Annotated in this window: 26 protein-coding genes; 21 read left to right on the top strand and 5 right to left on the bottom strand. The window is 40.2% G+C overall.

Translation table 11 applies throughout. From position 1 onward, the window contains the following. Positions 1-225 precede the first annotated feature (225 nt). Complete coding sequence (locus RSX31_RS07895) at positions 226-585, top strand: DUF1499 domain-containing protein (RefSeq protein ID WP_315634193.1); 360 nt, start codon at positions 226-228, stop codon at positions 583-585. Positions 586-617: 32 nt separating this feature from the next. On the opposite strand, the gene RSX31_RS07890 is transcribed toward RSX31_RS07895, so the two are convergent. Beyond that, positions 618-1,187, bottom strand: a complete 570-nt coding sequence (locus RSX31_RS07890) for a hypothetical protein (RefSeq protein ID WP_148969696.1) — start codon at positions 1,185-1,187, stop codon at positions 618-620. Between the two features lie 654 nt (positions 1,188-1,841). Between RSX31_RS07890 and RSX31_RS07885 the strand changes: the two genes are divergently transcribed. Further along, positions 1,842-2,222: a DUF4190 domain-containing protein gene (locus tag RSX31_RS07885; protein WP_148969695.1), complete on the top strand. Its 381-nt coding sequence runs from the start codon at positions 1,842-1,844 to the stop codon at positions 2,220-2,222. An 84-nt stretch (positions 2,223-2,306) separates the two neighbouring features. Here RSX31_RS07885 and ispG read toward each other — a convergent pair whose 3' ends face one another. Both ispG and RSX31_RS07875 read right to left on the bottom strand, forming a co-directional pair. Beyond that, the gene (ispG, locus tag RSX31_RS07880; RefSeq protein WP_187443688.1) at positions 2,307-3,410 is read right to left on the bottom strand and encodes a flavodoxin-dependent (E)-4-hydroxy-3-methylbut-2-enyl-diphosphate synthase; all 1,104 of its coding nucleotides are present in this window, start codon (positions 3,408-3,410) and stop codon (positions 2,307-2,309) included. Between the two features lie 125 nt (positions 3,411-3,535). Continuing rightward, positions 3,536-3,898, bottom strand: coding sequence for a hypothetical protein (locus RSX31_RS07875; protein ID WP_148995738.1), 363 nt, complete (start codon positions 3,896-3,898; stop codon positions 3,536-3,538). 56 nt (positions 3,899-3,954) lie between these two features. Here RSX31_RS07875 and RSX31_RS07870 point away from each other — a divergent pair, with 56 nt between their 5' ends. Both RSX31_RS07870 and RSX31_RS07865 read left to right on the top strand, forming a co-directional pair. Continuing rightward, a complete protein-coding gene (locus RSX31_RS07870; protein ID WP_187443672.1) occupies positions 3,955-5,142 on the top strand; it encodes an MFS transporter in 1,188 nt (395 codons plus the stop codon). A gap of 80 nt (positions 5,143-5,222) precedes the next feature. Next, positions 5,223-6,962 (top strand): methyl-accepting chemotaxis protein, encoded by a 1,740-nt coding sequence (locus RSX31_RS07865; RefSeq protein ID WP_187443671.1) that lies wholly within the window; start codon positions 5,223-5,225, stop codon positions 6,960-6,962. A 76-nt stretch (positions 6,963-7,038) separates the two neighbouring features. Here the strand turns inward: RSX31_RS07865 and RSX31_RS07860 are convergent, their stop codons facing one another. Beyond that, a complete protein-coding gene (locus RSX31_RS07860) occupies positions 7,039-7,809 on the bottom strand; it encodes a DUF1189 domain-containing protein (protein WP_148995735.1) in 771 nt (256 codons plus the stop codon). A gap of 245 nt (positions 7,810-8,054) precedes the next feature. Here RSX31_RS07860 and RSX31_RS07855 point away from each other — a divergent pair, with 245 nt between their 5' ends. From RSX31_RS07855 to phoU, 10 genes are all read left to right on the top strand, one after another. Then, a complete protein-coding gene (locus RSX31_RS07855; RefSeq protein WP_148969689.1) occupies positions 8,055-9,683 on the top strand; it encodes a Na/Pi cotransporter family protein in 1,629 nt (542 codons plus the stop codon). Between the two features lie 72 nt (positions 9,684-9,755). Continuing rightward, on the top strand, positions 9,756-10,235 hold the full coding sequence (locus RSX31_RS07850; protein ID WP_315634192.1) for a DUF456 domain-containing protein: 480 nt from the start codon (positions 9,756-9,758) through the stop codon (positions 10,233-10,235). Positions 10,236-10,409: 174 nt separating this feature from the next. Continuing rightward, on the top strand, positions 10,410-11,018 hold the full coding sequence (locus RSX31_RS07845; RefSeq protein WP_315634191.1) for a superoxide dismutase: 609 nt from the start codon (positions 10,410-10,412) through the stop codon (positions 11,016-11,018). Positions 11,019-11,123: 105 nt separating this feature from the next. Continuing rightward, positions 11,124-12,338: an MFS transporter gene (locus RSX31_RS07840; RefSeq protein WP_315634190.1), complete on the top strand. Its 1,215-nt coding sequence runs from the start codon at positions 11,124-11,126 to the stop codon at positions 12,336-12,338. Positions 12,339-12,449: 111 nt separating this feature from the next. Beyond that, complete coding sequence (locus RSX31_RS07835) at positions 12,450-14,645, top strand: penicillin-binding transpeptidase domain-containing protein (RefSeq protein WP_397548080.1); 2,196 nt, start codon at positions 12,450-12,452, stop codon at positions 14,643-14,645. A 358-nt stretch (positions 14,646-15,003) separates the two neighbouring features. After that, complete coding sequence (locus RSX31_RS07830) at positions 15,004-15,939, top strand: PstS family phosphate ABC transporter substrate-binding protein (protein WP_315634189.1); 936 nt, start codon at positions 15,004-15,006, stop codon at positions 15,937-15,939. A 132-nt stretch (positions 15,940-16,071) separates the two neighbouring features. Then, positions 16,072-16,977: a phosphate ABC transporter permease subunit PstC gene (gene pstC, locus RSX31_RS07825; protein WP_397548079.1), complete on the top strand. Its 906-nt coding sequence runs from the start codon at positions 16,072-16,074 to the stop codon at positions 16,975-16,977. A 2-nt stretch (positions 16,978-16,979) separates the two neighbouring features. Further along, complete coding sequence (pstA, locus tag RSX31_RS07820) at positions 16,980-17,858, top strand: phosphate ABC transporter permease PstA (protein ID WP_148969683.1); 879 nt, start codon at positions 16,980-16,982, stop codon at positions 17,856-17,858. 59 nt (positions 17,859-17,917) lie between these two features. Further along, entirely contained in the window at positions 17,918-18,718 is an 801-nt protein-coding gene (gene pstB / locus RSX31_RS07815) for a phosphate ABC transporter ATP-binding protein PstB (RefSeq protein WP_315634201.1), read from the top strand. Positions 18,719-18,805: 87 nt separating this feature from the next. Further along, the gene (gene phoU, locus RSX31_RS07810) at positions 18,806-19,465 is read left to right on the top strand and encodes a phosphate signaling complex protein PhoU (RefSeq protein WP_187443284.1); all 660 of its coding nucleotides are present in this window, start codon (positions 18,806-18,808) and stop codon (positions 19,463-19,465) included. Between the two features lie 103 nt (positions 19,466-19,568). On the opposite strand, the gene RSX31_RS07805 is transcribed toward phoU, so the two are convergent. Then, the gene (locus RSX31_RS07805) at positions 19,569-19,916 is read right to left on the bottom strand and encodes a helix-turn-helix domain-containing protein (RefSeq protein ID WP_315634187.1); all 348 of its coding nucleotides are present in this window, start codon (positions 19,914-19,916) and stop codon (positions 19,569-19,571) included. Between the two features lie 352 nt (positions 19,917-20,268). On the opposite strand from RSX31_RS07805, the gene RSX31_RS07800 reads away from it, so the two are divergent. The 7 genes from RSX31_RS07800 to RSX31_RS07770 all read left to right on the top strand — a co-directional run bounded on the left by RSX31_RS07800 (position 20,269) and on the right by RSX31_RS07770 (position 26,536). Continuing rightward, the gene (locus tag RSX31_RS07800; protein ID WP_148995727.1) at positions 20,269-20,976 is read left to right on the top strand and encodes a DUF4912 domain-containing protein; all 708 of its coding nucleotides are present in this window, start codon (positions 20,269-20,271) and stop codon (positions 20,974-20,976) included. Further along, positions 20,973-23,288 carry a glycosyltransferase gene (locus tag RSX31_RS07795; protein WP_315634186.1) on the top strand — a complete coding sequence of 772 codons (2,316 nt, stop codon included), beginning with the start codon at positions 20,973-20,975 and terminating at the stop codon, positions 23,286-23,288. Before RSX31_RS07800 ends, RSX31_RS07795 begins: the two co-directional genes overlap by 4 nt. Further along, positions 23,285-24,292: a nucleotidyltransferase family protein gene (locus RSX31_RS07790; protein WP_315634185.1), complete on the top strand. Its 1,008-nt coding sequence runs from the start codon at positions 23,285-23,287 to the stop codon at positions 24,290-24,292. Before RSX31_RS07795 ends, RSX31_RS07790 begins: the two co-directional genes overlap by 4 nt. A gap of 6 nt (positions 24,293-24,298) precedes the next feature. After that, positions 24,299-24,880, top strand: a complete 582-nt coding sequence (locus RSX31_RS07785) for a hypothetical protein (protein ID WP_148995724.1) — start codon at positions 24,299-24,301, stop codon at positions 24,878-24,880. A 57-nt stretch (positions 24,881-24,937) separates the two neighbouring features. Then, the gene (rpmG, locus tag RSX31_RS07780; protein WP_064091498.1) at positions 24,938-25,087 is read left to right on the top strand and encodes a 50S ribosomal protein L33; all 150 of its coding nucleotides are present in this window, start codon (positions 24,938-24,940) and stop codon (positions 25,085-25,087) included. A gap of 110 nt (positions 25,088-25,197) precedes the next feature. After that, positions 25,198-25,761: a 5-formyltetrahydrofolate cyclo-ligase gene (locus RSX31_RS07775; RefSeq protein ID WP_315634184.1), complete on the top strand. Its 564-nt coding sequence runs from the start codon at positions 25,198-25,200 to the stop codon at positions 25,759-25,761. Continuing rightward, positions 25,754-26,536 (top strand): DUF92 domain-containing protein, encoded by a 783-nt coding sequence (locus RSX31_RS07770; RefSeq protein WP_315634183.1) that lies wholly within the window; start codon positions 25,754-25,756, stop codon positions 26,534-26,536. Before RSX31_RS07775 ends, RSX31_RS07770 begins: the two co-directional genes overlap by 8 nt. The last annotated feature ends 78 nt before the right edge of the window (positions 26,537-26,614 follow it).

Here is a 26,614-nt window from a genome sequence, read left to right as displayed (position 1 = left end):
CGTTCGGCCGAGCCTCCTCAGCTTCGCTTCCGGGGTCTCGGCCGAACGTCCGCGGAAAGCAAGTGCCTGGAGCGGAAAGGAACGGTCAATGTTTTCACACTACCACTCATGATAAATTTGTTTTTCTTGGAAGTCTTTTTCTTTTACTAAAATGTCCAAAGTTTAAGTAAAGGTAAAAGAGGGGAAAAATGCATTATACGGAAGAAATTGAGAGGAGATGCAGCCATGGAAACAGTGCCTTTTACTCACTGCCCGACGAATAAAAAAAACTGTGTGAGCACAATTGATCTCACATCATATCATCGAATAGCACCGCTTCCCATCAGTGGAAGCACAGAGGATACGAAGGAGAGAATACGTAGTACCCTAAGCAAGTTCAATCATGTAGAGATCAAGGAAGAGAAGTCACATTATGTGCATGCGGTTTTCACATCAAAATGGTTGAAATTCAAGGATGACCTGGAACTCTATATTGATGAAAGTACACATCTTCTACATATCAAGTCAGGTTCACGACTCGGATATTATGATTTTAAAGTGAATCGGAAGCGGGTGGAACAATTTAAAGATGTATTTAATAAGTAATGGGAAAGCCTCTTTTGATTAGAGGCTTTCTCTTATGATTCATTTCGAAGCCAGGTTTGAACCCAGGAGTTCGCTTCCTGCCAGTCATTTACGCGAATGACTCCATTAGGAATCGGTTGTTGATTGTATGGTGTGTTAAATAACAGAACGGGAATCGATAGTTCTTCAGAAATCGCTACTGCATTATCATGTTTATCCTCAAAGAAAATATCGACACCGTGTTTTTTTGCTGTTGAAATTTTGTCATGTGAGCCAATTAATTCGATGTGATGATACATCAAATCCTGGGTGTTGAACCATTCTTTAGTTAATTGGATGAGATCGGATCTTCTTGCACTTATGAAATAAAGCTCATGTATTTCTTTCCATTGATCCAATATTTTCTTTGCGCCAGGAGCAAGGGGAGATTCTTTGTAAATGGTTGGTTCCGCTTCCTTAAACCACTTCCCGAACGTTTGAGGTGAAATATTCAGGACTTCCGTCAGTTCGTATTGGGTGATGTCTTGTAAGGTTAAATTCAACTTAAAATAATCATTTATGTGAGGCAGTAAAGATTCAGGTGACGTAACTGTCCCATCAATATCGATTCCAAAACGTTTCATTCTTTATCATGCTCCTCTTTATAAAAACTCCTTCAAGTTTATCACATTTCTGACCAGTAGATAAACGATGTTTTCAAAAGACTCTTTTCGAAAAGATTGTTGTCTTTTAACATAATTTCTGATTTGGCTCTGTCCATTAGTGTGTGATGGATGGTGAGGGGAACTGCTTCGCTTGTAGCTAGCGTGCGGCCAAGCCTCCTCAGCTTCGCTTCCGGGGTCTCGGCACGCCCGTACTTCCGCAGGAGTCTACGCAGTTCCCCTCACCATCTTTAAGAGGTTTTCGTGACAGAGCTAAAGGTGTTAAAAAACGATCTAATTAGTAAAAAGGTTTCTTCTCCAATAGGAGATAAATTCTACTCACCTCAAAAGAGATTGTTTGCTAAAAGGTTTTGAGAAACACGCTTAGAAAGTTGATTGAAGCGGAAGGAGGCTCGACTCCAGCCCCGCGGAAAGCGAGCATCCTGGAGCGGAAATCAACTACTACTTTCTTCCTTAAAATCGCAACAAACTTTATGAAAAGTAGCCTTTCAAAAGCAATAAATGGTTTTAAAAGTGAAAATAAGCTAACAAAAATGACAAACATTAGCATAGTAAAAAAAGCGGAGTGACACACAATAAGAAGGCTCCCAAACACAGAAAGTGAGGGATTGCTGTATGAATGATGAACGACGCGAATTAAACAGCGTTGATCGAAATCTACAAGATATCGACGTGTATTACGACAATCCGGAAACAGATGTGAGTAAAGAATACCGTGAAGAAACAGCAGCAGAAATTGCTGCTCCAATGAGTGTAAGCCGCGACTTTGAAGAGGATACCGCCGAAGATACGACAACATCAGGTCGTGTATTGGGTTACTCTGCACTTGCTCTATCCATTCTTTCCTTATTTATTCTCCCTGTAATCATGGGTGCTGCGGGGATTGTTCTTGGATTTGTGGCAAGAAGACGAGGAGCAGAAATGCTCGGTGCCTGGGCAATCGGAATTGGGGCCGTATCGATAATTATCGGATTATTTGTACTGCCGTTCTTTTAAGAATATTGCTTTTTCTTGAAATTGGGAGCATTTCAAGAAATAAAAAAAGAGGACTGATCAAAGATCAGTCCTCTTTACATGCATTTAGACTTCTTGTTCTTTCTTTTCTGCTTCTTGCTGTGCAAAATATTCTTCTGCGATCTTGTCGATTTCTTTCTTTAATTCCTCAACCATCGTCTCTTCAGGAACTTTCCGGACAGTCTTACCTTTTCGGAATAACAGTCCTTCACCACGAGCCCCGGCAATGCCGATATCGGCTTCTCTGGCTTCACCTGGTCCATTTACTGCACATCCAAGGACAGCGACTTTGATTGGTGCTTTAATGGTGGAAATGTATTCTTCCACTTCATTGGCTATTGAAATTAAGTCGATTTCGATACGTCCGCATGTCGGACATGAGATTAAAGTAGCAGCGTTTGAAGCTAATCCAAACGACTTTAATAGTTCTCTTGCTACCTTCACTTCTTCAACAGGGTCAGCACTTAAGGAAATACGCAGTGTATTACCAATGCCAAGACTTAGAATCGCCCCTAGCCCTGCTGCACTCTTTACTGTTCCTGCAAATAATGTACCTGATTCAGTGATTCCAAGGTGAAGCGGGTAATCAAATGCTTTAGCCGCTTTCGTGTATGCTTCGATGGCCAAGTTTACATCAGATGCCTTCATGGAAACGATTATGTCATGAAAATCTAAATCTTCCAGGATCTTGATGTGATGGAGGGCACTTTCTACCATACCGTCAGCCGTTGGGTATCCGTACTTTTCAAGAATTTTTCTTTCCAAACTTCCGGCATTTACCCCGATTCGAATGGGGATCCCTTTTTCTTTCGCTGCTTTGACAACTGCTTCCACTTTTTCACGGCGACCGATATTTCCTGGATTGATCCGGATTTTATCGGCTCCGCCTTCAATGGCTTTTAAGGCTAGTTTATAGTCAAAATGTATATCGACAACAAGTGGAATATTAATCTGTTTCTTAATATCAGCTATCGCGTCTGCTGCACGTTCATCTGGACAAGCTACACGGACAACCTGACAACCTGCTTCTTCTAGACGGTGAATCTCTTTAACCGTTGCTTCAACATCATGTGTCTTTGTAGTAGTCATACTTTGAATAACAAGTTCATTGTTACCGCCAATAGTTAAATCTCCGACTTTGACCGGACGTGTCTTTGAACGATGTATAATTTCACTCAAGTGTAATTCGCTCCTTTAGAAAGGTTCTAAAAACATTCATTATAAAGTAATACGAAGCTATTGTAACAGTGTTTTGTGTAAAATGACAAGAAATAGGTGTATTTTGCATGCCTGGATCATTGATAATTCGGTATCTTGTAGGTTTTCCCAATTTGAATCTTTGCAGGCGGCACATCATTTAATTCCTCGAAATCAGTTATCACACGTTCGATGGGAACAGGTATAGAATCATCAAGAAGATCTTCTACAAGACTTAAGACTGTATCACCGGGCTTTACCTCCATTTCCACGTAAGGTATGGATGAGGAGGCTTCCCCAGCAGTTTCCTGTGGTGCGGTCGGAGACGATTGATTAACCTGTGGCTGGGCGGTTGCGGCAGTGGATTCTTTATAAAGCAGACTTAAGGTTCCCTTATTTAAATCATAATAGACACTATAAAGTAGAATGATAATACCAAAGAAAATAGCCATTCTTTTCATATATACTTTCCTCCCGGGTTTTTAGAATGAATATGACTATAAAGGGGTTACGAATCATGACGAATAAGCTTCTCCAACTGGTAATCGGATTACTGCCCATATTAATGGTACTGGGAAATTCTATGCTTATTCCCATTCTCCCGAGTATTGAAGCGGATTTACATTTGAATAGCAGCTGGTCTGGTTTTATCTTAAGCTCATTCACCATACCTGCAGCAGTGGTGATTCCGTTTGTGGGGATGTTGTCGGATCGCTTTGGTCGTATACGATTAATCATTGTTTCACTATGGATAATGATTCTGGGAAGTGTACTTTGTGTTGTGAGCGGAGAAGTGAATGAACCTGTTAGTCTCTTCATGATCGGCCGAGGATTACAAGGTGTGGGTGCCGCTGGAACGACACCTCTGGCCATGGCGTTGATCGGTGACATATTTCAGGGACAGGAGCGCTCAAGGATGTTAGGCTCGTTAGAAGTGTTTAATGGGATAGGTAAGGTAGTCGCACCACTTACTGGTGCTACACTCGCTATCCTGGTCCATTGGAATCATGCATTTTGGGTGTTTCCTGTTTTGTGCGTGGTGATATTAATAGGACTCAGAGAAACGGTTGAAACGAAAGAGGGTTATCACAAGGCTGATAAAAAGAACCTGTACTCCATCTTTATTTCAAAGGGACGCTTATTATTTCCACTATATGCGATTGGAGGGATAGGCTTATTTTTATTATTCGGCATTCTCTTCTTCCTTTCCTACCATATTGAAAATACTTTTCATATTGATGGCTTTTTCAAGGGATTTACATTTATCTTTCCACTTGGTGCGATGACCATTAGCTCTTACTGGTGTGGGGGGAGGTTAAAGGCGGATGAGGAACTGGGGTGGACGTATATGAAATGTGGGTTGTTAATGATGTCGGTCCCATTAGGCTTTCTGATCTTTTTTTCATCATTGGGGTTTTTGATGTTCTTTATTACAGTAAGCTTTGGGGGATTGGGCTTGATGCTGCCGGTCATTAATACCTTTATTACTGGAAGTGTATCAGAGAATGAAAGGGGATTTATTGTCAGTATTTATGGAGCTGTGAGGTTCGGTGGGGTTGCACTTGGACCTATTGCTTACAACCTTTGGAAAGACGATGTGTTGGAAATGTATTTGATCACCTTTGCATTTTCCCTTCTTAACTTGATGTTATTTATACTTGTGTCCAAGCGTAGGGAGGGGGTCTTTCGGCCTAAAATTCAATAATCCTTTACACAAGCTTTACACTTCCTTCATCTTTCTTTGAGAAAATGAAATGTGGAAAGATTAGGGAAGGGTGTATGAATTTGTCGAAAATATTGAACCTCTTAAGAGAATGGCCTCAGCGGATTAAAAGGGTTCTAAAAAGGAAAATGACTGTTCCTTTTTCCAAGAGTTTGACATTAAAGAATCGATTATTGATCGTCATTTTACTCCTGGTTGTCATTACTGGCTCTACGATTGGAGGGATATCTTATTTAAAGTCAAAACAGGCTACGATTCATCTAATGGAACAGCGTTTGGATCGTGAAGTGACCTCGATGAGTGATATTGCACAAAGCTTGATGCTCATTTATGTCGGTAAACAGGAACAATTTGAGAAAAAACTGAATGATGTGATCAAGAAACAGGATACAGCGTTGATCCAAGATAATATTGAAGCACAATTCTATTTTATTAAAGATTCTGAAGCTGTACCATTTTCAGTTAGTAAAGATTCTGGATTGCAATTTGGGAAACCTCTTATAGAAGAAATCGAAGAACTTGAAAAGGGGACCATCGAAACAACCATCGAGGGGGAAACCTATACGATGGCTTTTCATTCGATTCAAGAGCTGCAAGGTGAATATGTGATCGTAGTCCCTCAGGAAGAGTATATGCAAGACATTCGGTCGATGGCTGCCTATACACTGGTTATGATTGGTCTTAGCGTGGGGGTTGCCTTTATCATTGTCTTATTATTTGTGAACCGGTTGACCTCCCCGATCGCTCAATTGCGCGAATCGATGAAAAAAATAAGGGATGGTGATCTGGCTTCCAACATACCTGTCGAAACGACGATGCCGGAAATCGTTTCCCTTCAAAAGAGTTTTGATTCGATGGTAGTGAAAATGAAAGACTTAATACATAATATTCATCAAACAACAGACAGTTTAGCATCTACAGGTATACAGCTTCAAACCTCTTCATCTGAATTATTGAAAGAAAATGAGTATATGGTAGAAACGGTACGAATGGTGAAAGGGGGGGCAGAAGAAACGGCAGGTACTTCCGAAGTAAGTGTCAACCACTTCCAAGAAATGAATATGACCGTAAAATCCATATTTATGAAAATGAATTCTGTCTTTGAGAAAACAAAGGATATGAATGAATCTGCGGGTGACGGAGAGTACAAGGTTGATAAAATGGTTGGGGGGTTGAACAGGGTATCCGGAGACTTCAAGCAAATGAATAAGATCATTCAAGAAGTCCATGATCAATCATCCTCCATCGTCACAGTGATTTCCTTGATTAATCAAATTGCTGAACAAACGAAACTCCTCGCCCTCAATGCTGCGATTGAAGCCGCAAGGGCCGGTGAATCCGGTCGTGGATTTGCAGTTGTCGCCAATGAAGTGAAGAAGCTTGCAGATCAATCATCAGTTGCTACGAAGAATATAAGTGAAACCATTCATATTATGGAGTCAATCACGTTAAAAGCTTCAAGGCAATTCGATCAATTTTTCAAAGAGTTTCAGTACTACGTATCAGAAGCCACTGATACACGAGAATCGTTTGATCTGTTGAAAAATGAAATAGATGGTGTTACGACGGATTTACAAAATATGAAGGCGGATTTGGGCTATTTAGAAATATCTCTCCCTAAGGTTGAGGCTTCAACAGAGGCGTTTTCTTCCGTTTCACAAGAAACGTTAGCGGGAACGGAGCAGATGCTTGCTGCCTTTGAAGAGCAGCACGAAAAGGTTAGGAATACCCATGAAGTAGGAGAAAAGCTATTGAATGCTTCTAACCAACTAAAGGAATTAAGCAGGCAATTCAAGTTATAGGGATGGAGCTGAATAGTTCCTATAAAAAATGACGTAAAAGGGAAATCCCTGTCTCCGGGTGAGACAGGGATTTTAATTATGCCCGGATCCTCTTTTGGGGGATCTCTTTCACGACTAAGTAAAGAATGACGGTGATTACAAACCAATCCAATATCGGGGCTGCAGGAATATAGGTTTGCAGCATTTCCATTAGGGTAAAAAATAACGTGGAAACCGTCGCTGAATAGGCGGTGATCCGAAAGCTTTGCCGGTAGTTAACATTTCGCTTAAGAACATTGGCAAACGTAACACCGATTATGGCGAAGAGCGTGATCTTCAAGAACGTCATTCCGGAAGTGAATAAGTAGAGAAAAAATAACGCTACGGGAAGGAGAATCCATTTCATATCTATTAACGAATCTAATAGATCAATTAAGCCATCCTTTGTAAGAGCTGTATCGCCGAATAAACTATAGGAAGAAGATTGGACATTCCCTTGATTGATGACTACGAAACTCTTTTCCAAAAAGGCTATCGCATCGTTTGCGTCAAGATTTTCTTCCTTGAGTTCGCCTGTACTGTCGAAGATGATAGTAATGCCATCCTTTTCTAATGTGATCGGTTCTGATTGATCGGAAGATAACGAACCATTTTCGATTGTAAAGGATGGAAATTCAGCTTCAACTGATTCTCTTACATTGTCGATGGCACTGGTTGCAAACGAAATAAACTGTACAGCCACTGGTAAAATAGATATTAGTGCCAGTAAGAAAACGTAACGTATCGTCTTGCCAATTCCCTGAAAGCGGAATGTTGCAATGTCTTTTGGGGAATAGATACTTTTATACAATTGTTGAAATACATTCATTTATACTCTTTCTCCTTTCGTGCATACCCTTTCTATTTTATGCTTGTCTTTCTTTTGCATCAAGTATAGAGAATTTAAACAATTTGGAATGATTATATTTTGTAACGCAATTGTAATAAAAGTCGAGTTTTATTAACCTATTGTAAATTTAGAGTAAAAAGTATTTACCTTTTCTATAGAATATATTAAAAATGATATGGGGTTTTTGTTGTTAAATGTCGAAAATTTATGTAGGGGTTGAAAAAATGGAATTAAATTGGCAAGAGATGTTGTTTCAGTTCTTTGGAGGATTAGGGATTTTCCTCTTCGGGATAAAGTATATGGGGGACGGACTTCAAAAGTCTGCCGGTGAACGCCTGAAAGAAATTCTTGATAAGTTCACGACCAACCCATTCATGGGCGTATTAGCAGGTATTTTTGTTACAGTCTTAATACAGTCCAGTAGTGGAACAACGGTTATCGTTGTCGGATTAGTAAGTGCAGGCTTCATGACACTCAGACAAGCGATCGGTGTCATCATGGGTGCGAATATCGGTACAACGGTAACAGCGTTTATCATCGGGATCGATATTGGTGAATATGCATTACCAATTATTGCAGTTGGTACCGTCATGTTATTCTTCTTCAAAAACAAGAAAGTGCATAATTTAGGTCAGATGATATTTGGTTTCGGTGCATTATTCTATGGACTGGAACTAATGGGTGGAGGAATGAAACCACTTCGTTCACTTGAGGCTTTTCATGATCTAACAGTAAGTATGAGTTCCAGTCCTATTCTTGGAGTTGTGATCGGTACATTATTCACTGTGATTGTTCAAAGTTCATCTGCTACAATCGGTATTTTACAGGAGCTATACAGCTCAGATTTAGTGGACATCCAGGCAGCACTTCCTATTTTATTCGGGGATAATATCGGAACGACCATTACGGCAGTTCTGGCAGCTTTGGGAGCTTCAGTTGCTGCAAGACGCGCTGCAGCAGTCCATGTGCTCTTTAATCTGATTGGCTCAACAATCTTTTTAATCATATTGCCATTCTTCACTAAGTTTGTTCTGTTTTTACAATCTTCATTTAACCTGAATGAACCGATGACAATCGCTTTTGCTCACGGCTCATTTAATATAACGAATACGATTATTCAATTCCCGTTCATCGCCCTATTAGCAGTGATCGTAACGAAATTGATTCCCGGGCAGGATTCACTTGTCGATTATAACTCTAAACATTTAGATCCAATGTTTATTGAACAATCACCTTCCATCGCTTTGGGTCAAGCGAAGGAAGAAGTACTGCGCATGGGTAAATTCGCTGTCAAGGGATTAGAAGAAACCAATGAATTCCTAAAGTCAAAGAGCTCTAAGAATGCTGAAGCAGCTTATCAAATTGAAGGTGCCATTAATAATCTTGATAAGAAAATCACGAATTACCTGGTTGATTTATCTTCTGCTTCTTTATCTGAAAACGAATCAGAAAGACACTCTATACTGATGGATACCGTACGCGACATCGAACGTGTAGGAGATCACTTTGAGAATATCGTGGAACTGATTGAATACCAACAAACCAACAAAGTTAAAATTACAGATGATGCAATGAATGACCTTGAAGTAATGTTTAATCTAACAATTGAAACAGTGGAAAAAGCGTTGAAATCTTTAGACTTAAACGATACTGATATTGCAAGGGAAGTAGCTGAAAAAGAAGATCAGATCGATAAAATGGAAAGAAAGCTTCGCAAACAGCATATTCTGCGTATGAACGAAGGAAAATGTTCGGGACAAGCAGGAATCGTGTTTGTTGATATCGTCAGTAACCTAGAACGTATCGGTGATCATGCAGTCAATATTGCCGAAGCGGTTTTAGAAGTAGAGTAATACAAGTGCTGACTCATTTGATGTTTGTCAAATGGGTCAGTATTTTTTATACTTAATAAGAGGTGCTAAAAGATGGAAATTGTTTATTGGAGTATTATCATCGTATTCATGATTTTAGCCTTTGTGGGATTGATATATCCGATCTTGCCGAGTGTCGTCTTTCTGATTGGAAGCTTTATTTTATATGGCGTGTTTTTCAGCTTTGAACCCTTTAGCTGGTTATTCTGGACTGTGCAGTTATTGTTTGTGATTCTTCTTTTCGGAGCTGATTACATGGCAAACCTCATAGGGGTAAAGAAATTTGGTGGCACAAAAGCCGGAATCTGGGGAAGTACGATCGGTTTGCTTGTCGGCCCTTTTGTCATTCCTGTCATCGGGATTCTGATCGGCCCGTTTATAGGTGCGATCATAGGTGAATGGGTCGTGCATAGATCCAATCTAAAGACCGCCGTAAAAGTGGGTGTTGGATCAGTCGTTGGATTCATCTCCAGTGTAGTGACAAAAGGAATCATCCAGATTGTCATGGCTGTATATTTCTTTTTTGTTATTTGAAGGGGAAATATATTCTTATGACTAGTAATGAAAATATAGGGAATTTTATTCTTGTATGAGAAAAGTGAGAAATAGAAGGCAAAATATTTGAACAGATATAGTAGTTTTGGTAATCTTATACTGAAACGGCCTGAATTCATTGTTCAGGAAACTATACATAGGGAGGAATTTATAATGGCTTACGAATTACCGCAATTACCTTACGCATATGATGCATTAGAACCTCATATCGACAAGGAAACAATGAACATTCACCACACGAAACACCATAACGCATATGTAACGAAAGTAAATGATGCACTTCAAGGTCACGATGATTTACTAAGCAAATCCATTGAAGATCTTGTTTCTAACTTAGAAGCTGTTCCTGAAGGTGCTCGTACTGCAGTACGCAACAATGGTGGCGGCCACGCTAATCACTCTCTATTCTGGACAGTATTATCTCCGAATGGTGGAGGCGCTCCATCTGGAGAGCTTGCAGATGCCATCTCTTCCAAGTTCGGTAGCTTCGATTCATTTAAAGAAGAATTTGCTAACGCTGCTGCTACCCGCTTTGGCTCAGGTTGGGCTTGGCTAGTGGTAAATAACGGAGAATTAGAAGTAACAAGCACACCAAACCAAGATAGCCCACTAATGGAAGGTAAAACTCCTGTTTTAGGTCTTGACGTTTGGGAGCATGCATACTACCTGAATTATCAAAACCGTCGTCCTGACTACATCGGTGCGTTTTGGAACGTTGTAAACTGGGATGAAGTAGCGAAGCGTTATTCAGCTGCTAAATAATTTAATCGTACGAGGAGAGAGGTTCTTTCAAGAACCTCTCTTTTTTTTGTATAACTTCCCTCCCTTTTTCACAAGATAGGGGTACGTTAAAGGGGAGTTTTTCAAATGAGTAGCTATAAAAAGTTATTAGGCGATATTGATTTAACGAGAGACCTTACTCTGCTGCTGTTGATTGGCGGATTATATTCTTTGAGTATTGCGCTCTCAAACACATTTGTAAACATCTACTTGTGGAAGCAATCAGGTGAATTTATTGATTTAGGCATCTATAATTTAACCGTTGTCATCTTTCAGCCATTAACTTTTATATTAGCTGGAAGGTGGGCAAAGAAAGTAGACCGGGTAATTGTATTACGCTTCGGGGTTATTTTTTTGGCTCTATTTTACATATCTGTACTGGCTTTCGGGGAGTCGGCCGAAAATTACCTGGTTGTGTTAGGAGCGTTGCTCGGTATCGGCTACGGCTTCTATTGGTTAGCGTTTAATGTACTGACCTTTGAAATTACGGAACCTGAAACGAGAGATTTCTTCAATGGTTTTCTCGGTACGTTAACATCAGCTGGAGGAATGATCGGACCAATCCTCGCAGGTTTTATCATCTCCAGGTTTGCTTCGTATAAGGGCTATACCATTGTATTTGGTTTATCTCTCCTGTTATTTGCTGTAGCCGTGCTTTTGAGCTTCTTTCTAAAAAGGCGACCTGCATCGGGGCGGTATCTATTCCTCAGAATACTGGAAGAAAGGAAAAACAATGCTAACTGGCGCTTCATTACGAACGCCCACTTCTTCCAGGGTTTAAGAGAAGGAACGTTTATCTTCATTATTTCTGTGTTTGTGTTCATCAGCACAGGAAGTGAGTTTGCCATCGGTACATTCGGACTCATAAACTCAGGGATCGCATTCGTAGGCTATTACATTGCATCGCGGGTGATTAAAAAAAAGTTTCGAAAAAAGGCCATTTTATTAGGTGGAATCCTTCTCTACCTGGCAATATTCTTGATTGTTTTTGATGTCACTTACACGAAGTTATTGCTCTATGCCGGGATGATTGCCATTGCATACCCCATCCTTCTGGTACCTTATATTTCAATGACATATGATGTAATCGGAACGGGATGGAACGCCGCTGAAATGAGAATCGAGTATATTGTCGTGAGGGAGATTTTCTTGAATTCAGGAAGAATTGTGTCAGTCCTGGCTTTCATCATTGCCGTCACATTTTTTAACCATGAAGAGAGTATCCCAATCCTCCTATTAATGCTCGGAGCGGGTCATACCCTCATATATTTCTTCGTGCGAAAAGTGGACTTACCCATTTAGGATATTTAAGCAAAGAGAGGGAAAGATTTCCTCTCTTTGCTTATGTCTAGATTATCCTTGTATTTTTCTATAAAATAAGAAGGGATGGTAACGATATAAAGATATTTTTACATAGAGGAAGGGTTGGAAAGATTGAAAAGAAATAAGAGAAAAAGAAAGACGCATGTTCCCGTTCGGATGAATCTGCTGTTCTTTGCCGTGTTCTTATTATTCTCTCTTCTGGTTCTTAGACTGGGACTCGTTCAAATAGTGAACGGAGAAAGCTACAAGAAGGAAGTAGAAAGAACAGAGGATGTTGTCGTCAATACAGGTGTGCCACGAGGGAAAATGTATGACCGTTATGGTAATGTGATCGTCGATAATGTACCGTTAAATGCGATTACGTATACACGTGCAAACAACACAAAGATCGAAGAGATGATGGAGGTTGCTGCCAAGCTTTCTGAGTACATTGAAAAAGATACCAAAGAAGTGACAGAAAGAGACAAGAAAGATTATTGGTTATTAAATAATAAAGAACAAGCAGACAAAAAGGTGTCAGAAGCGGAAATTAAAAAGCTTCAAGGCAATGAAGATTTATCTGAAGACGATGTAAACGCGAAAGTGTACCAAATGAGACTAGATCGAATCACAGAAGACGAGTTAGCATCACTGACTGAAAAAGATTTAGAAATCATTGCGATTTATCGTGAATTCTCCAGCGGATATGCATTAAATCCGCAAGTTGTGAAGAACGAAGGGGTCACCCCGGAAGAATTTGCCGTCGTCAGTGAACATCTCAGTGAACTTCCCGGCATCAATACCACTACAGACTGGAAGCGATCGTACGTATTTGATGATACGTTGAGGACGATTCTTGGGAACGTTTCTTCCTCAAGGGAAGGTTTGCCAAAGAACCTGGTTGATTCCTATTTAGCGAAAGACTACAACCGGAATGATCGAGTTGGGAAGAGTTACGTTGAATTAGAATATGAAGATGTCCTGCAAGGTCAAAAGGAACAAATCAAAAACGTCACCAAAGGCGGTAGCGTGTTGGAATCTGTACTCGTTCAAGAAGGTCAACGGGGAAAAGATATTGTTCTGACAATCGATATGGAGCTTCAACGTGAAGTCGAAAAGATTATTGAAGAAGAATTACAAAAACAGATTGTGAATCGCGGTGAATCTCCTAACCTGGATCGGGCTTACGTGGTCATGATCGACCCTAATACAGGGGAGATATTGGCCATGGCCGGAAAACAGTATGTGAAAAACTCTGAAACAGGAAAATATGAGATGAGGGATGCTGCGTTAGGAACCTTTACGTCTTCTTATGAAGTTGGATCGGTTGTTAAAGGGGCCACTGTTTTAACAGGATACATGACCGGGGATTTAAAACCGGGAGAAGTGTTGATCGATGAACCATTAAAAATAAAAGGGACAAAGCCCAAATCTTCATGGTTCAATAGATACCAACGAATTCCCATGTCAGACTTGTTTGCTCTGGAGAAGTCTTCTAATTCATATATGTGGAAGGTTGCCCTTAAAGTAGCCGGAGGTCAGTATGTACCGAATGAGCCGATTGTGAATAATCCGGAAGCCTTTGACATCTTTCGGAACCATTACGCACAATTCGGATTAGGTGTGCCGACTGGAATCGACTTACCTGGTGAGTCTTCTGGACTGACTGGTAATGACACCACTCCTGGTTTCTTACTTGATTTAGTAATTGGTCAGTTCGATACGTATACAACGATGCAATTAGCTCAGTACATCTCTACGATTGCCAATGATGGTTATCGTGTGCAACCACATATCATGAAAGAAATTAGAGAGCCGACAAATGATCAGGAAAGCCTGGGACCAATCCTGTTTGAAAAAGAGACGAATGTGCTGAATCGAATCGATGCGACACAAGCTCAAATCGAGCATGTTCAAAAAGGTTTCTACAGGGTGTACCACTCCCCTGATGGTACGGCGTATGATCAATTTAAGAATGCACCGTATAATGCGGCAGGTAAGTCGGGTACCGCTGAGACGTATGTGGATGGAGAGCTGAACTACAACACGACTCTTATCGGGTACGCCCCATTTGATAACCCTGAAGTGGCGTATGCCACAATGGTTCCTGCTTCTCATATCCAAGCAAGCGGAGTAGCCGATCCTTACGTCAATAAATACATTTCTAAACGAGTGATGGATAAGTACTTTGAACTAAAGAAGAAACGAGCAGAAGATGAGAAAGATCCCACTTCAGTTAACAAGAAGGTAGAAAACGCTGAAGAGGCAGAGGAACAAATGCAAGAGGAAAGAGAACAGAATAACTAAGCAAACGTAAGCTGATTTCCACGAAATAACTTTCTGGGAATCAGCTTTTTTTTATGATTTTTAAGTCTTTTTACTAAAAATCAATAGAACATTTCTATAATGAAAACGAAAATCAAGATAAAGTCGAAATAAATATTTGATATATTCATCTGGGAACTACATAATTTACAAATCCTTGTCTAATACTATGTTTAATGAGGGTTTGACGGGGTTTTTCAGGTTATTGAAAGGGTCTGAAGATGAAGAAAAATGTCGAATTTACAAAACCTTTACAAACGGTTAAAACCGCATTAACACTCATCTATTAATCTATTACTCGTAGGACAAAACAACCAAGTTTCTTAGGGGGAATTTAGGAATGAAAAGCTTTAAGTATCTGGCAATGTCAGCAATGATCGGATCAGCTCTTGTATTAGGAGCATGTGGTGCTCAAGGTGGAGCAGAAAATGGTTCAGGTGAACAATTGTCCGGAAATGTAAAAATGGATGGTTCATCAACTGTAGCTCCAATCATGGAAGCTGTTAACGAAGAATATGCAGCTACACAACCTGATGTAAAAGTATCTATCGGTGTTTCCGGTTCTGGTGGTGGATTTGAAAAGTTCATCGCAGGTGAAACGGATCTTTCAAACGCTTCCCGTCCAATCAAAGACGAAGAAAAGCAAAAGTTGGAAGAAGCTGGTATTGATTTCACTGAATTCGAAGTTGCAAAAGATGGTCTTACAATCGTAGTTAATAAAGAAAATGACTGGGCAGAAGACATGACAGTAGAAGATCTTCAAAAGCTTTGGGTCGAAGATGGAAAGACGAAAAAATGGTCTGATATCAACCCGGAATGGCCGGATGAAGAAGTGAAATTCTATTCTCCTGGTACTGACTCAGGAACATATGATTATTTCAACGAAGTAATTTTAGAAGAAAAAGATATGGTTAAACAAAACATTCAGCTTTCTGAAGATGATAACGTTCTTGTACAAGGTGTAACGGGTGATAAAAACGCGATCGGATTCTTCGGTTATGCTTATTACCTTGCAAATAAAGAAGAACTTAAAGCGGTGAAAATCGGCGGAGTTGAGCCGAATAACGAAACAATCGAGAGCGGTGAATACACTCCACTATCACGTCCATTGTTCGTATATGCTAAAAACGCTTCTGTTAAAGATAATGAAGCTGTATATGATTTCATGAAATTCACTCTTGATAACTCTGCTGAAATGGCAGAAGCAGTAGGCTATGTAAGTCTTCCTGAAGATAAAATCAAAGAAGCTACTGAAAAATTAGAAGGTCTTAAATAAGTTTGAATCGTTGCTAAAGTCAAAATGAACAGATGAGAAGCGATTACTTGCTTCTCATCTTGTCATGTGGATGAAAGGGGTTTGCATTATATGGCTACAAAATCAAAAGGATCATCATACTCTGTTGCTGAGATGATTTCACAGAAAAGTGGTAAAGGCTTGAATCGTTCTATTGAAAAGTCTATACCATGGATCTTATTTGCAATAGCCGGGGTTTCAGTATTAACAACCATAGGTATCGTATTTACTCTTATATTCGAAACATTTACGTTCTTTTCAAGAGTATCCGTATTTGAATTCATAACAGGAACAGAATGGTTTCCTTTTTCCGTTCAGAATCCAAGCTACGGAATCATTCCTTTAATCTCAGGAACGTTGAAGATTACCGGAATAGCTGTAGTGGTAGCAGTTCCGATAGGACTTGCTTCCGCCATTTATTTGAGTGAGTATGCCACAGATCGTTCAAGAAGATTCATCAAACCGATATTAGAGGTGTTAGCCGGGATTCCAACGATTGTATTTGGGTTCTTTGCTCTAACATTTGTTACACCTTTATTAAAGTCATTTATTCCTGGATTAAGTATATTTAATGCATTAAGTCCTGGAATTGTAGTCGGGATCATGATTATTCCCATGATTGCTTCTCTATCTGAAGACGCGATGTCGTCTGTTCCGAATTCCATACGTGAAGGTGCACAGGCATTAGGGGCTACTAAATTAGAAGTTGCGCTTAAGGTTGTTTTACCTGCAGCTGTATCAGGCATTGTTGCATCGATTGTTCTTGCCATCTCCCGTGCAATTGGAGAAACCATGATTGTAACGGTTGCTGCAGGAGCTTCTCCAAACCTTTCTTGGAATGTTACTGATTCCATCCAGACGATGACAGCGTACATCGTTCAGGTAAGTACAGGGGATGCAGGGTATGGAACGACGATTTACTACAGTATTTATGCAGTAGGTTTCACATTATTCTTATTCACGCTTGGTATGAACCTGCTTGCCCAATACATCTCTAAGCGATTCAGAGAGGAGTATTAATCATGAAGTATATCAATCATGAAAATGTCTTAAAAAAAATGTCTTCCAGGCTTATGGTGAATAGCGTCTTTAAAGGGCTATTCTTCCTTGCGACTTTATTTGGCTTAGTCGTGTTATCTGTATTATTATATCGGGTATTCACTCAAGGAATTGGATACTTGGATCTGCAATTTTTACAAAATGTGGGATCGAGGTTCCCTGAAAAAGCAGGAATTTATGCCGCCTTTATGGGAACGATCTGGCTAATGTTCGTCGTTGTTATCGTTTCGTTCATATTAGCAGTGGGGACGGCCATTTATTTAGAAGAATATGCTAAACAAAACAAAATCAATAAATTCATTAAAGTAAATATTTCAAATCTTGCAGGTGTTCCTTCCGTTGTATTTGGTCTTTTAGGTTTAACAATCTTTGCCCGGGCTTTTGCCCTTGGGCAAAGTGTACTGGCCGCCGGTTTGACGATGAGTTTGCTCATTCTGCCTGTTATTATTGTGGCAGCACAGGAAGCGATTCGTTCTGTACCAAGAGAGTTGAGGGATGCATCGTATGGTATGGGTGCTACAAAGTGGCAGACAATTACCAGAGTCGTATTACCAGCCGCAATACCCGGGATATTGACAGGGAGCATTTTAGCTTTTTCCCGTGCAATCGGAGAAACAGCCCCACTAGTCGTTATCGGTGTACCAACGATATTACTATTTACACCAGGTTCCATCTTGGATACATTTACAGCACTTCCAATGCAAATTTACGATTGGACAAAACGACCACAGGCAGATTTCCATGATGTGGCAGCTGCAGGTATTATCATCCTGTTAGGCTTACTGTTACTCATGAACTCGATTGCAGTGCTGATCCGTAATAAGTTTCAAAAAAGATATTAATATCGCTTTTTAATTGGTTTTCTAATGGATGAAGGAGGCTTTCAAATATGGAAACAACAATGGTGAACAACAATAATAAAGGTATGATCAATAGTTCAGTGAAAAAAGAGCCTGTGTATCAGACAAAGCAACTTAACTTATGGTACGGTACAAATCATGCGTTGAAAAATATTGATTTAGATATTATGGAAAATGAAGTGACGGCTATCATCGGTCCGTCAGGCTGTGGGAAATCCACTTATATTAAAACATTAAATCGTATGATCGAGCTGATTCCAAGCGTAAAAACATCAGGGGATATCTTTTATCGTGAGCGTAATATCTTTGATCGTAATTATCGTGTCGAGGAATTAAGAACAAAGGTGGGGATGGTCTTCCAAAAACCTAATCCTTTCCCTAAGTCGATTTATGACAACATTGCATACGGTCCTCGGATCCACGGAATTAAAAACAAAAAAATGCTGGATGAAATTGTTGAAAAAAGCTTAAGGGGAGCAGCGATTTGGGATGAAGTGAAAGATCGCCTGAATCAAAATGCATATGGTCTATCGGGTGGACAACAGCAGCGTATCTGTATAGCAAGATGTCTTGCTATTGAGCCGGACGTCATTTTGATGGATGAACCCACATCTGCTCTGGATCCGATTTCTACATTAAAGATTGAAGAACTGGTTCAAGAGTTAAAAACAGAATACAGTATTATTATTGTAACTCATAATATGCAACAGGCTGCACGTATCTCTGACCGCACAGCCTTCTTCCTGAACGGGGAAGTAGTTGAATTTGACAAAACAGATAAAATCTTCTCTACTCCATCTGATAAGCGAACAGAAGACTATATCTCAGGCCGTTTCGGTTAATTCACATTAGAAGAAGGATAAATATCACCGGGTGTTTAATTCCTACTATTGAGAAGCTTAAGTGTTGAAAGAGGAAGGGGTATAATCATGGCAGTAAGAGGACAATTTGATGCGAATTTGAAAGAGTTACAAACCAAACTAATGGATTTGGGCAATATTGCAAAGATTGCACTTGAGAGAAGTATTGTGGCGTTAGAAGAGAAGGATGTTGATACGGCGCTTGCTATTATCGAAGGCGACCAAAAAGCGGATGATCTGGAAGAGGAGATCAATGATTTAGCCATTCTGACTATAGCTAAGCAACAACCAGTGGCAACTGATTTAAGAAGAATCATCGTTGCCATCAAAATTGCGTCAGACTTGGAAAGAATCGCAGATTTCGCTGTGAACGTAGCGAAATCAACGATCCGTATTGGTAATGAACCTCTGATTAAACCGATTCATCATATTAAAGAAATGCATGCCATCACATCCGAAATGATTCAGCTTACATTAGAGTCATTTGTCGAAGAAGATGTGGCGAAAGCAAAGAGAATCGCTGATATGGATGATAAGGTGGATGACTTATATGGTGAAACGATTGTAGAGCTTCTGACTCTCAATAAAGAAAAGCCTGAATTTACGGCTCAGATCACTCAGCTCTCATTCATCTGCCGTTATCTTGAAAGAGCTGCGGATCATTCAACAAACATTGCAGAAGGTGTATTCTATTTAGTGAAAGGTCGTCGTTACGACTTGAATGAATAGACACTACCAGAAAAAAGCTGTCCCGCACAAGGACAGCTTTTTCTGTGCATTCTATTGAGTATCATTTAGTCAATGAATTTAATGTTAATTCATGACCCACTCTTTATAGCTTCGAAATAAGTTGCTGAACTTCAGATTTAGAAAGTGCAGATTGCTTTGCGATTTGTTCGACAGGTATCCCTTGTTGATACAGTGCAATGACTTGATTTTTCACAACCTCATGAATGGGTTTCCTTACAGGTGCTGTTCTTTGTATAGGAGCATCGCCATTCACCATCAACTCTTCTTCCAGTACCCGTATTCTCTTCTTTAATTGATAATGCTCTTGAAGAACATTCATTGACAATTCTTCTATGTCTTTTTCAATATCACGATACCGATCCCGTTGGAAAAACGAAATGACTAGTAATAGGATAGAGAAGCTTACTAATCCAATGAATAGTAAATCCACTATATCACCCCATGCAGTATTATTCTCTTTTAGTTATAGCATAGATAATGGCTTATCTCTATAAGGTGGAAGGATAAATTTGTGGAAAGAACCAATATTTTGTCGAATGTCACTGGGCAATTATGAAAGAATCTTGTCGTTCCGATAATGTAATCGCTTTAATATCATTTCAGCATAATGATTTGCAAAAAAAATGCATGATAAACCCCACTATCTCCACGTATAACAAGATACGACAAAATGCGTTTATTGTAGGTTTTTGAATAGGGTGTTACGATGAAATTATAGATAATTGTCATAATTTTTAGATTGAATTTATATAATATTTGGTTACTCTTTAGGAGGAATTGTTTTGATCACAGAAATCATTCGGTTAAAAGAACAAGGAGTGTCATTCAGGAAAATTGCCAAAGAGCTGAATACCACCGTTGGGAAAGTTCAATATCAATGGGTGAAGTATCAGAAAGCTCAGGGAAACACTACTGTAAATGAGAGTGCGCCTGTAGAAGTGATTGAGCAGGAAATACCCAAAAAACGGGTAGGTAGAGCTTCCTTTGGAAGAAAGATGCCTAAGCTTCATGCGAAAAACCCGCGAGCCACTGAATTATCGATCATGTTCTCTACGTCATCGAGAATCTATTGCTATTGGAACATTACTCAAGAATGGATTCGCCATGTGAAGAGCCATTTTAAAATGAATGCTGACCCTCAACCATTTGTCCTGCGTTTATATGATATTACATCGATTTCCTTTAACGGACATAATCATCACGCATACTCCGATTCATATGTTCCCCATACGGAGAGTGATTGGTTTGTAAATGGCCTAAAGGAAAACAGAAGCTATTGTATGGAAATTGGATTACGTTTACCGTCCGGTGACTTTGTTGCATTCACCCGTTCCAATGTACTCCACACCCCAAGAACGTCCCATCAGCAGGAGTATCACAGTATGAAAGAGTTATTTGAATATGAGCAAGGATTAATTAAAGAACCGAAATGGGTGGAGCATGTGAGCACCTATTCGTATTATGTTATGAATCAGGAGGAAAAGGCATGAAAGGACTTTCGGCAGTGATGATATATCCACAATTTAACGAACTGGCTTTTTCACAATGGAACGAACGGGAAGATTTACTCACTTCTATCCTTCTAGAAAATAGTGCATTGTTAGATCTTCTGCAGCGTAACGGAGCATCCTCTATACCAGTCGTGATGAACCCTACCCTCTTCTCACTTTTTATGAGTGAAGAGTTTAAGGAGAAAGCTCACTCGATCATTCAATCCAACCTTCTGCAAGCAGAGCCGCATGAAAAGAGTAAATGGCAGCTGGTCTATTCACAGTGGTCGACCTATGACATGAATTTCGTACAAGCCTATAAGAGTCTGGTGGTAGAAGGTAAAGCTACCGTGATTCCTACGACTGTAAGCTCATTTCCACTGACACATTACAGAACACCGAGGGCGATTGAATCTCAAGTGCGTATGAGTACATTATTGTATAAGCAGTATTTCCAAATGATTCCTAAGTCGTTTTGGTTACCGCGGGCAGCGTATGTTCCTGGAATTGACTTATACCTTACCAAACAAGGAATCGAATTCACATTTATTTCCTACTACTCGTATGAACATAGTGAAAAAGAGAAGGATAGCGGTGTCATTAGAACACCTAGGGGGTTAAAGTTAATACCTGTTTCAGAAGGAAGGATCGGAGTATCAGAAGAGAACGTTCATTCACTCTCCGTTGTTTTCATCGAGGATCATTCAAGCTACGATGAATGGATAAAAGGGGAGTTCATGCACTCATTAGAGGAGAAGATGGAATCTTCTACTGCTCTTTCCAGAGTAGGTTTCGGATATCTTGGGATGGAGAAGCAAACCCCTATTCTTTCTGACGCTGCCATGAAGAATATTCGAATCGTTCATCGTATGGAAGAGAAACTTGACGATCTCTATTCATCTGCAGGACAGACAGAGGTCGCACATCAACTAATGAGGGAATGGATCGCGAGCCTGGAAGGGACGAATATCGAGACTGGCTTGACGACTATTCATTTTGACAGCTTACTAGATATGGTAACGGAAGGTAAGGTTGATGAACATTTATTCCTTCATCGTAATAGGGTCGTACCATTTCCATCTGATGAAATCCTTGAAAAGCTTTTCGCAAGCAATGTAGAAGAAAAAGCAATGAAACAGGATTCCGTTCTGATCCTCTCATGGGAATACCCGCCGAATATCGTGGGGGGACTCTCGAGGCATGTGTATGATCTGGCAAATAATCTTGTGAAAAAAGGGAAACAGGTGCATGTACTTACAACGAAAGCCAATGATGCACTGGCTATTGAAAGAATGGAAGGTGTGACGATTCACCGTGTGCATCCCCTGCATCCATATGAAGAAGACTTCTTTAAATGGGTATTTGATTTAAATCAGGCGTTCATTCATTACGCTCATGATCTGATTAGAGATGAAAGAATCACTCATATTCATGCCCATGATTGGATTGTGTCCACTTCAGCGATGAAGCTGAAAGAGTACTATTCAATTCCTCTCATCACAACCATTCATGCTACTGAGCATGGACGCAATCAAGGAATATATACCGATTTACAACACAAGATTCACCGGGAAGAACAGCTTCTCATTAGTGCATCTGACCACCTTATTGTATGCAGTGAGCATATGAAAGACGAAATCAAGAGCTTATTTACTATCGAAGCACCAGTCGCTGTGATACCAAATGGCGTGGAATTAGAGAAGCTCGATAAATCTTCTCCTTATAGCATAGAACGGCCATCCACCCCGTATTTCTTTTCAATCGGGCGCATGGTTCATGAGAAAGGGTTCGACACGATTATAAGGGTAGCCTCACAGTTAAAGATAGAAGGATTCAACATCTCATTTATCATAGCAGGAAAAGGGCCGATGTTAGAGCATTATCGTCAAATGGTAGCCCATGAAGACCTGAGTGATTGTGTGTCCTTCATCGGATACATTTCCGATAGGGATCGGAATGACTATTTGAAAAATTGTTTAGCGGTTATTTTCCCAAGCCTTTATGAGCCATTCGGCATTGTTGCCCTGGAGGCGATGGCTTTCCGTAAAGGAGTGGTTGCGTCTAATACAGGAGGACTAAAATCAATCGTGAAACATGAACAAACCGGCTTATTATTCGAGCCCAATCATGAACAAAGCCTTTATGGACAATTGGTCTCATTAATTGAAAATCCTTCAAAATCGGAGCAATTAGGGAATCTTGGTTTCAAAATGGCTCAATCCATGTTTAGTTGGGATCGGATCGCTGAACAAACCATCCACGTATACGATGATGTGCTTCTTCAATCAATAGTAGAAGGCATAAAAAGATGAAGGCCGTGATATTGGCAGGTGGAGAAGGCAAGCGATTAAGACCCTATACAATGTCGATTGCAAAGCCGATGGTTCCGATTTTGAATAAGCCAATTCTGGAATACAGCATCAACCTCCTCAGGTCATATGGAATTAAAGATATTCTCATCACGACCTGTTACAAAAGTGAAACGATTAAAGACTATTTTGGTGATGGGAAACGATTCAATGTAAACATTACTTACCTGGAGGAAAAATCCCCCCTTGGAACAGCAGGAGGGGTCTTCCTCGCCAGGCACAGACTTCGTGAACCGTTCCTGGTGTTAAGTGGTGATGCATTCACGAATATTCCAATAGATAAAGTCATTGAATTCCATTACGAGAAAAGAGCGGTAATGACCGTTGTCTCAAAAGAAGTAGAGAATCCAAAAGAATATGGGATTTGTCATACAGACGAAAATCGTAAATTGGTTAATTTTACTGAAAAGCCGGAAGAGTGGGTAGGAAATGAGGTGAACACCGGGGTATATATGTTAGATCCACTACTGCTTGATCGCTATGCTCATTTAGGAGCGAGGGATTTCGGTCAGGATTTCATTCCTCAGCTTCTTACAAACAATGAGGAAGTATATGTTTTTAAAACAAGTGCTTATTGGAGAGATATTGGAAACCCGGAAGAATATAAATGCGCACGTGATGACCTCATGAGGGGGCAATATTCTCCCCCCTCCTTAAAAAAAGGCTTCCACCACTCTAAAGACTTTATTGAACCTTTCATCACCAGACTTCAAGTAGCGTGTCCAAATGGCAAGAAACCCATCGTCCTTGCTAAATTACTGGAAACCGTTCCGTCTTCCTCCAGTCAGAAAGAAATCGTTTTTGACCATAGAGATGGTGGCCGAACGAAAATCATCAGTGACCCAAAAAGAGGATTCATCATTTATTCCAAAGCTGACAGACGAAATCTGGCAAGGGAGCTTGCCAGATATTATGGAAAGAAAATAAAAATCTGGCAAAAGGTGTAGAGGCTAATGAAGGAGAATCCGAATGGAAAATTCCATATCCAAGGAATAGCCTGGAACAGGAATAATGAATATGTACCCCTTTACTCAGAGAAACTAACCTCTCTTACCGGCATAACTGTGAAAATTCACGAACATATTGAAGGGTGGGGGGAGTCCTTGGCCTTTGAAATGGTAAATACCACAAAGGAAAGCAGGCATCTTAAGGTTTTCTTTCTTATTGAATGGCTCGCCTGTAAAGAAGATGGAGTTGGAGTATTATCACTATCCAAGGATACGTTCTGGAATTATAGTGGTAAACTTGTTGCCATCACGAACATCGTTTCCTGCGCGGGCTCTGTTAAGAAATCCATCTATCCCCTTAACTTGAAAGGCTTACAATTATGGAAGAAGTCCCTGAGTAACGGAAGCCTTTACTACTATCCGATCACCAATGGCCTTAATATGATGGTTTATATGTTAGACTTCTCATTCAAGCCTTTTGAAGTGAAACAAGGCAAAGTGTATGCCATTGAAGGAGCATTAGAAGAAGAGGTTTCAAATTTAAGCGATAGAATAAAAAACGGACTAGCATTTCCGAAAGAAAAGTGATATTATAGAAAAGTCGTATGAATAGTAGAAGATGTATATGTTTGGAGGGAAATAATAATGCGTGTAAACATTACTTTGGCTTGCACAGAAACTGGTGAGCGTAACTATATTACAACCAAGAACAAGCGTAACAACCCAGACCGTCTTGAGCTAAAAAAATATTGCCCGAAATTAAAGCGTGTGACTCTTCACCGCGAAACGAAATAAGCAGCCGGATTTTATCCGCTGCTTTTTTTTATGCTCATAACTGTTACAACATCGCATTTACATAGAGAATCCATTAAAATAATATCTGAATAGTAGTATGGAGGGATATTATGTCTAAAAAAGAACTACGGAATCTTCAGCTTCAATCATTAAGATTAATCGATCATATAGCATTTCAACAAAAGTGTTTTAGAATAGAACAATTACTCTTTGAATCTCCTGAGTGGAAGAAGTGCAACACCGTTGCGGTGACCATTTCAAAGCCTCCGGAAGTCAATACGTGGAATATAATCAAACGGGGATGGGAGGAAGGGAAAACGGTAGTAGTCCCGAAATGTTTTCCGAAAAACCGTGAATTGGTCTTCTTTGAGCTTCATGATTTCCATCAGCTCGAACAATCCTATTTTGATTTGTATGAACCGGATCCCGACAAGTCGACCGTTGTACATAATGATGCTATTGAATTGATGATCGTTCCAGGTTTAGCTTATACAGAAAAGGGCTATCGTCTGGGGTTTGGCGGCGGATATTATGACAGGTTACTCTCAAGCTATTCGGGTCTGACGATGTCCCTTGCCTTTATGGAGCAAATGGTCGATACATTGCCAATCGAATCTTTCGACATACCCGTAGGAACGATCTTGACGGAAAAGGGACGAATCGATTGTGATTAATGAGTATTTCTTTCTTCTCCTTATTATTTTCTCTATCGCCATAGCAGGATGGAAAACCAGTAATTTAAGTCTCTCAGGCGCTGTAATGGCCATAATGGTAGGCATGGCTATTGGATGGTCATATGGGTTTGAGGGACTGTTTATATTAGGCGTATTCTTCCTGTCATCGAGTATATGGTCACGCCTTTTTAAGAAAAGCAAGATAGGAATTGAGGAGCGCTTAGCGAAGACGTCCATAAGGGACTGGCAGCAAGTGCTGGCGAATGGAGGTCCAGCTGCCCTCTTTGCCATATTCTTCAGTGTGACGGGAAACGAAGTCTGGACACTGGCCTTCATTGCGTCAATCGCGGGGGCAAACGCTGATACATGGGCCTCTGAAATCGGTCCTCTCAGTCATAAAATGCCGTTTTCCATAAGAACGTTCAGGAGAGTTCCCAAAGGCACATCTGGTGCTGTTTCCGTCCTCGGTACGGTAGCGGCTTTCTTTGGAGCTGCCCTTATCTCACTAGCATCATTGATTTTGTTGAATGTCATGGATGTATCTCTCTTGTTACTCCTTCTCCTTTCCGGATTTTTAGGAAACATTCTGGATACAGTACTGGGCGCGTTCATACAGCTTGAGTACCGGTGTACGGTCTGCGATCTTCGAACAGAGTCATCCGTTCATTGTGACCATCACACAGAAAGGACGAAAGGGCTCCCACTCATGAACAACGAGACAGTGAATGCGCTTTCGTGTCTATTTGCAGGAGTGCTTATGCTCATTTTCTATTGACGGTAACGAAAGAAAGTATCGTTTCCGTGTAATTTAGTGGGATAAGCTTCTCTATAATGATCCAAACTACTAGCAGGA

It is taken from the genome of Rossellomorea yichunensis (assembly GCF_032337515.1).
Classification (GTDB): Bacteria; Bacillota; Bacilli; order Bacillales; family Bacillaceae_B; genus Rossellomorea; species Rossellomorea yichunensis.
The sequence above is the reverse complement of the archived record's forward strand: the minus strand, read 5'-3'. Positions and strand labels throughout refer to the sequence as shown.

What these genes read in the sequence shown, in the direction of transcription:
- RSX31_RS07790 (WP_315634185.1), top strand. Translation starts at nt 23,285, where the DNA reads ATGAAGGCCGTGATATTGGCAGGTGGAGAAGGCAAGCGATTAAGACCC.
- pstA (WP_148969683.1), top strand. Translation starts at nt 16,980, where the DNA reads ATGAAGTATATCAATCATGAAAATGTCTTAAAAAAAATGTCTTCCAGG.
- pstC (WP_397548079.1), top strand. Translation starts at nt 16,072, where the DNA reads ATGATTTCACAGAAAAGTGGTAAAGGCTTGAATCGTTCTATTGAAAAG.
- RSX31_RS07775 (WP_315634184.1), top strand. Translation starts at nt 25,198, where the DNA reads ATGTCTAAAAAAGAACTACGGAATCTTCAGCTTCAATCATTAAGATTA.
- RSX31_RS07895 (WP_315634193.1), top strand. Translation starts at nt 226, where the DNA reads ATGGAAACAGTGCCTTTTACTCACTGCCCGACGAATAAAAAAAACTGT.
- RSX31_RS07860 (WP_148995735.1), bottom strand. Translation starts at nt 7,809, where the DNA reads ATGAATGTATTTCAACAATTGTATAAAAGTATCTATTCCCCAAAAGAC.
- phoU (WP_187443284.1), top strand. Translation starts at nt 18,806, where the DNA reads ATGGCAGTAAGAGGACAATTTGATGCGAATTTGAAAGAGTTACAAACC.
- RSX31_RS07875 (WP_148995738.1), bottom strand. Translation starts at nt 3,898, where the DNA reads ATGAAAAGAATGGCTATTTTCTTTGGTATTATCATTCTACTTTATAGT.
- pstB (WP_315634201.1), top strand. Translation starts at nt 17,918, where the DNA reads ATGGTGAACAACAATAATAAAGGTATGATCAATAGTTCAGTGAAAAAA.
- RSX31_RS07890 (WP_148969696.1), bottom strand. Translation starts at nt 1,187, where the DNA reads ATGAAACGTTTTGGAATCGATATTGATGGGACAGTTACGTCACCTGAA.
- RSX31_RS07850 (WP_315634192.1), top strand. Translation starts at nt 9,756, where the DNA reads ATGGAAATTGTTTATTGGAGTATTATCATCGTATTCATGATTTTAGCC.
- RSX31_RS07885 (WP_148969695.1), top strand. Translation starts at nt 1,842, where the DNA reads ATGAATGATGAACGACGCGAATTAAACAGCGTTGATCGAAATCTACAA.
- RSX31_RS07785 (WP_148995724.1), top strand. Translation starts at nt 24,299, where the DNA reads ATGAAGGAGAATCCGAATGGAAAATTCCATATCCAAGGAATAGCCTGG.
- RSX31_RS07870 (WP_187443672.1), top strand. Translation starts at nt 3,955, where the DNA reads ATGACGAATAAGCTTCTCCAACTGGTAATCGGATTACTGCCCATATTA.
- RSX31_RS07855 (WP_148969689.1), top strand. Translation starts at nt 8,055, where the DNA reads ATGGAATTAAATTGGCAAGAGATGTTGTTTCAGTTCTTTGGAGGATTA.
- RSX31_RS07795 (WP_315634186.1), top strand. Translation starts at nt 20,973, where the DNA reads ATGAAAGGACTTTCGGCAGTGATGATATATCCACAATTTAACGAACTG.
- RSX31_RS07845 (WP_315634191.1), top strand. Translation starts at nt 10,410, where the DNA reads ATGGCTTACGAATTACCGCAATTACCTTACGCATATGATGCATTAGAA.
- RSX31_RS07840 (WP_315634190.1), top strand. Translation starts at nt 11,124, where the DNA reads ATGAGTAGCTATAAAAAGTTATTAGGCGATATTGATTTAACGAGAGAC.
- rpmG (WP_064091498.1), top strand. Translation starts at nt 24,938, where the DNA reads ATGCGTGTAAACATTACTTTGGCTTGCACAGAAACTGGTGAGCGTAAC.
- RSX31_RS07830 (WP_315634189.1), top strand. Translation starts at nt 15,004, where the DNA reads ATGAAAAGCTTTAAGTATCTGGCAATGTCAGCAATGATCGGATCAGCT.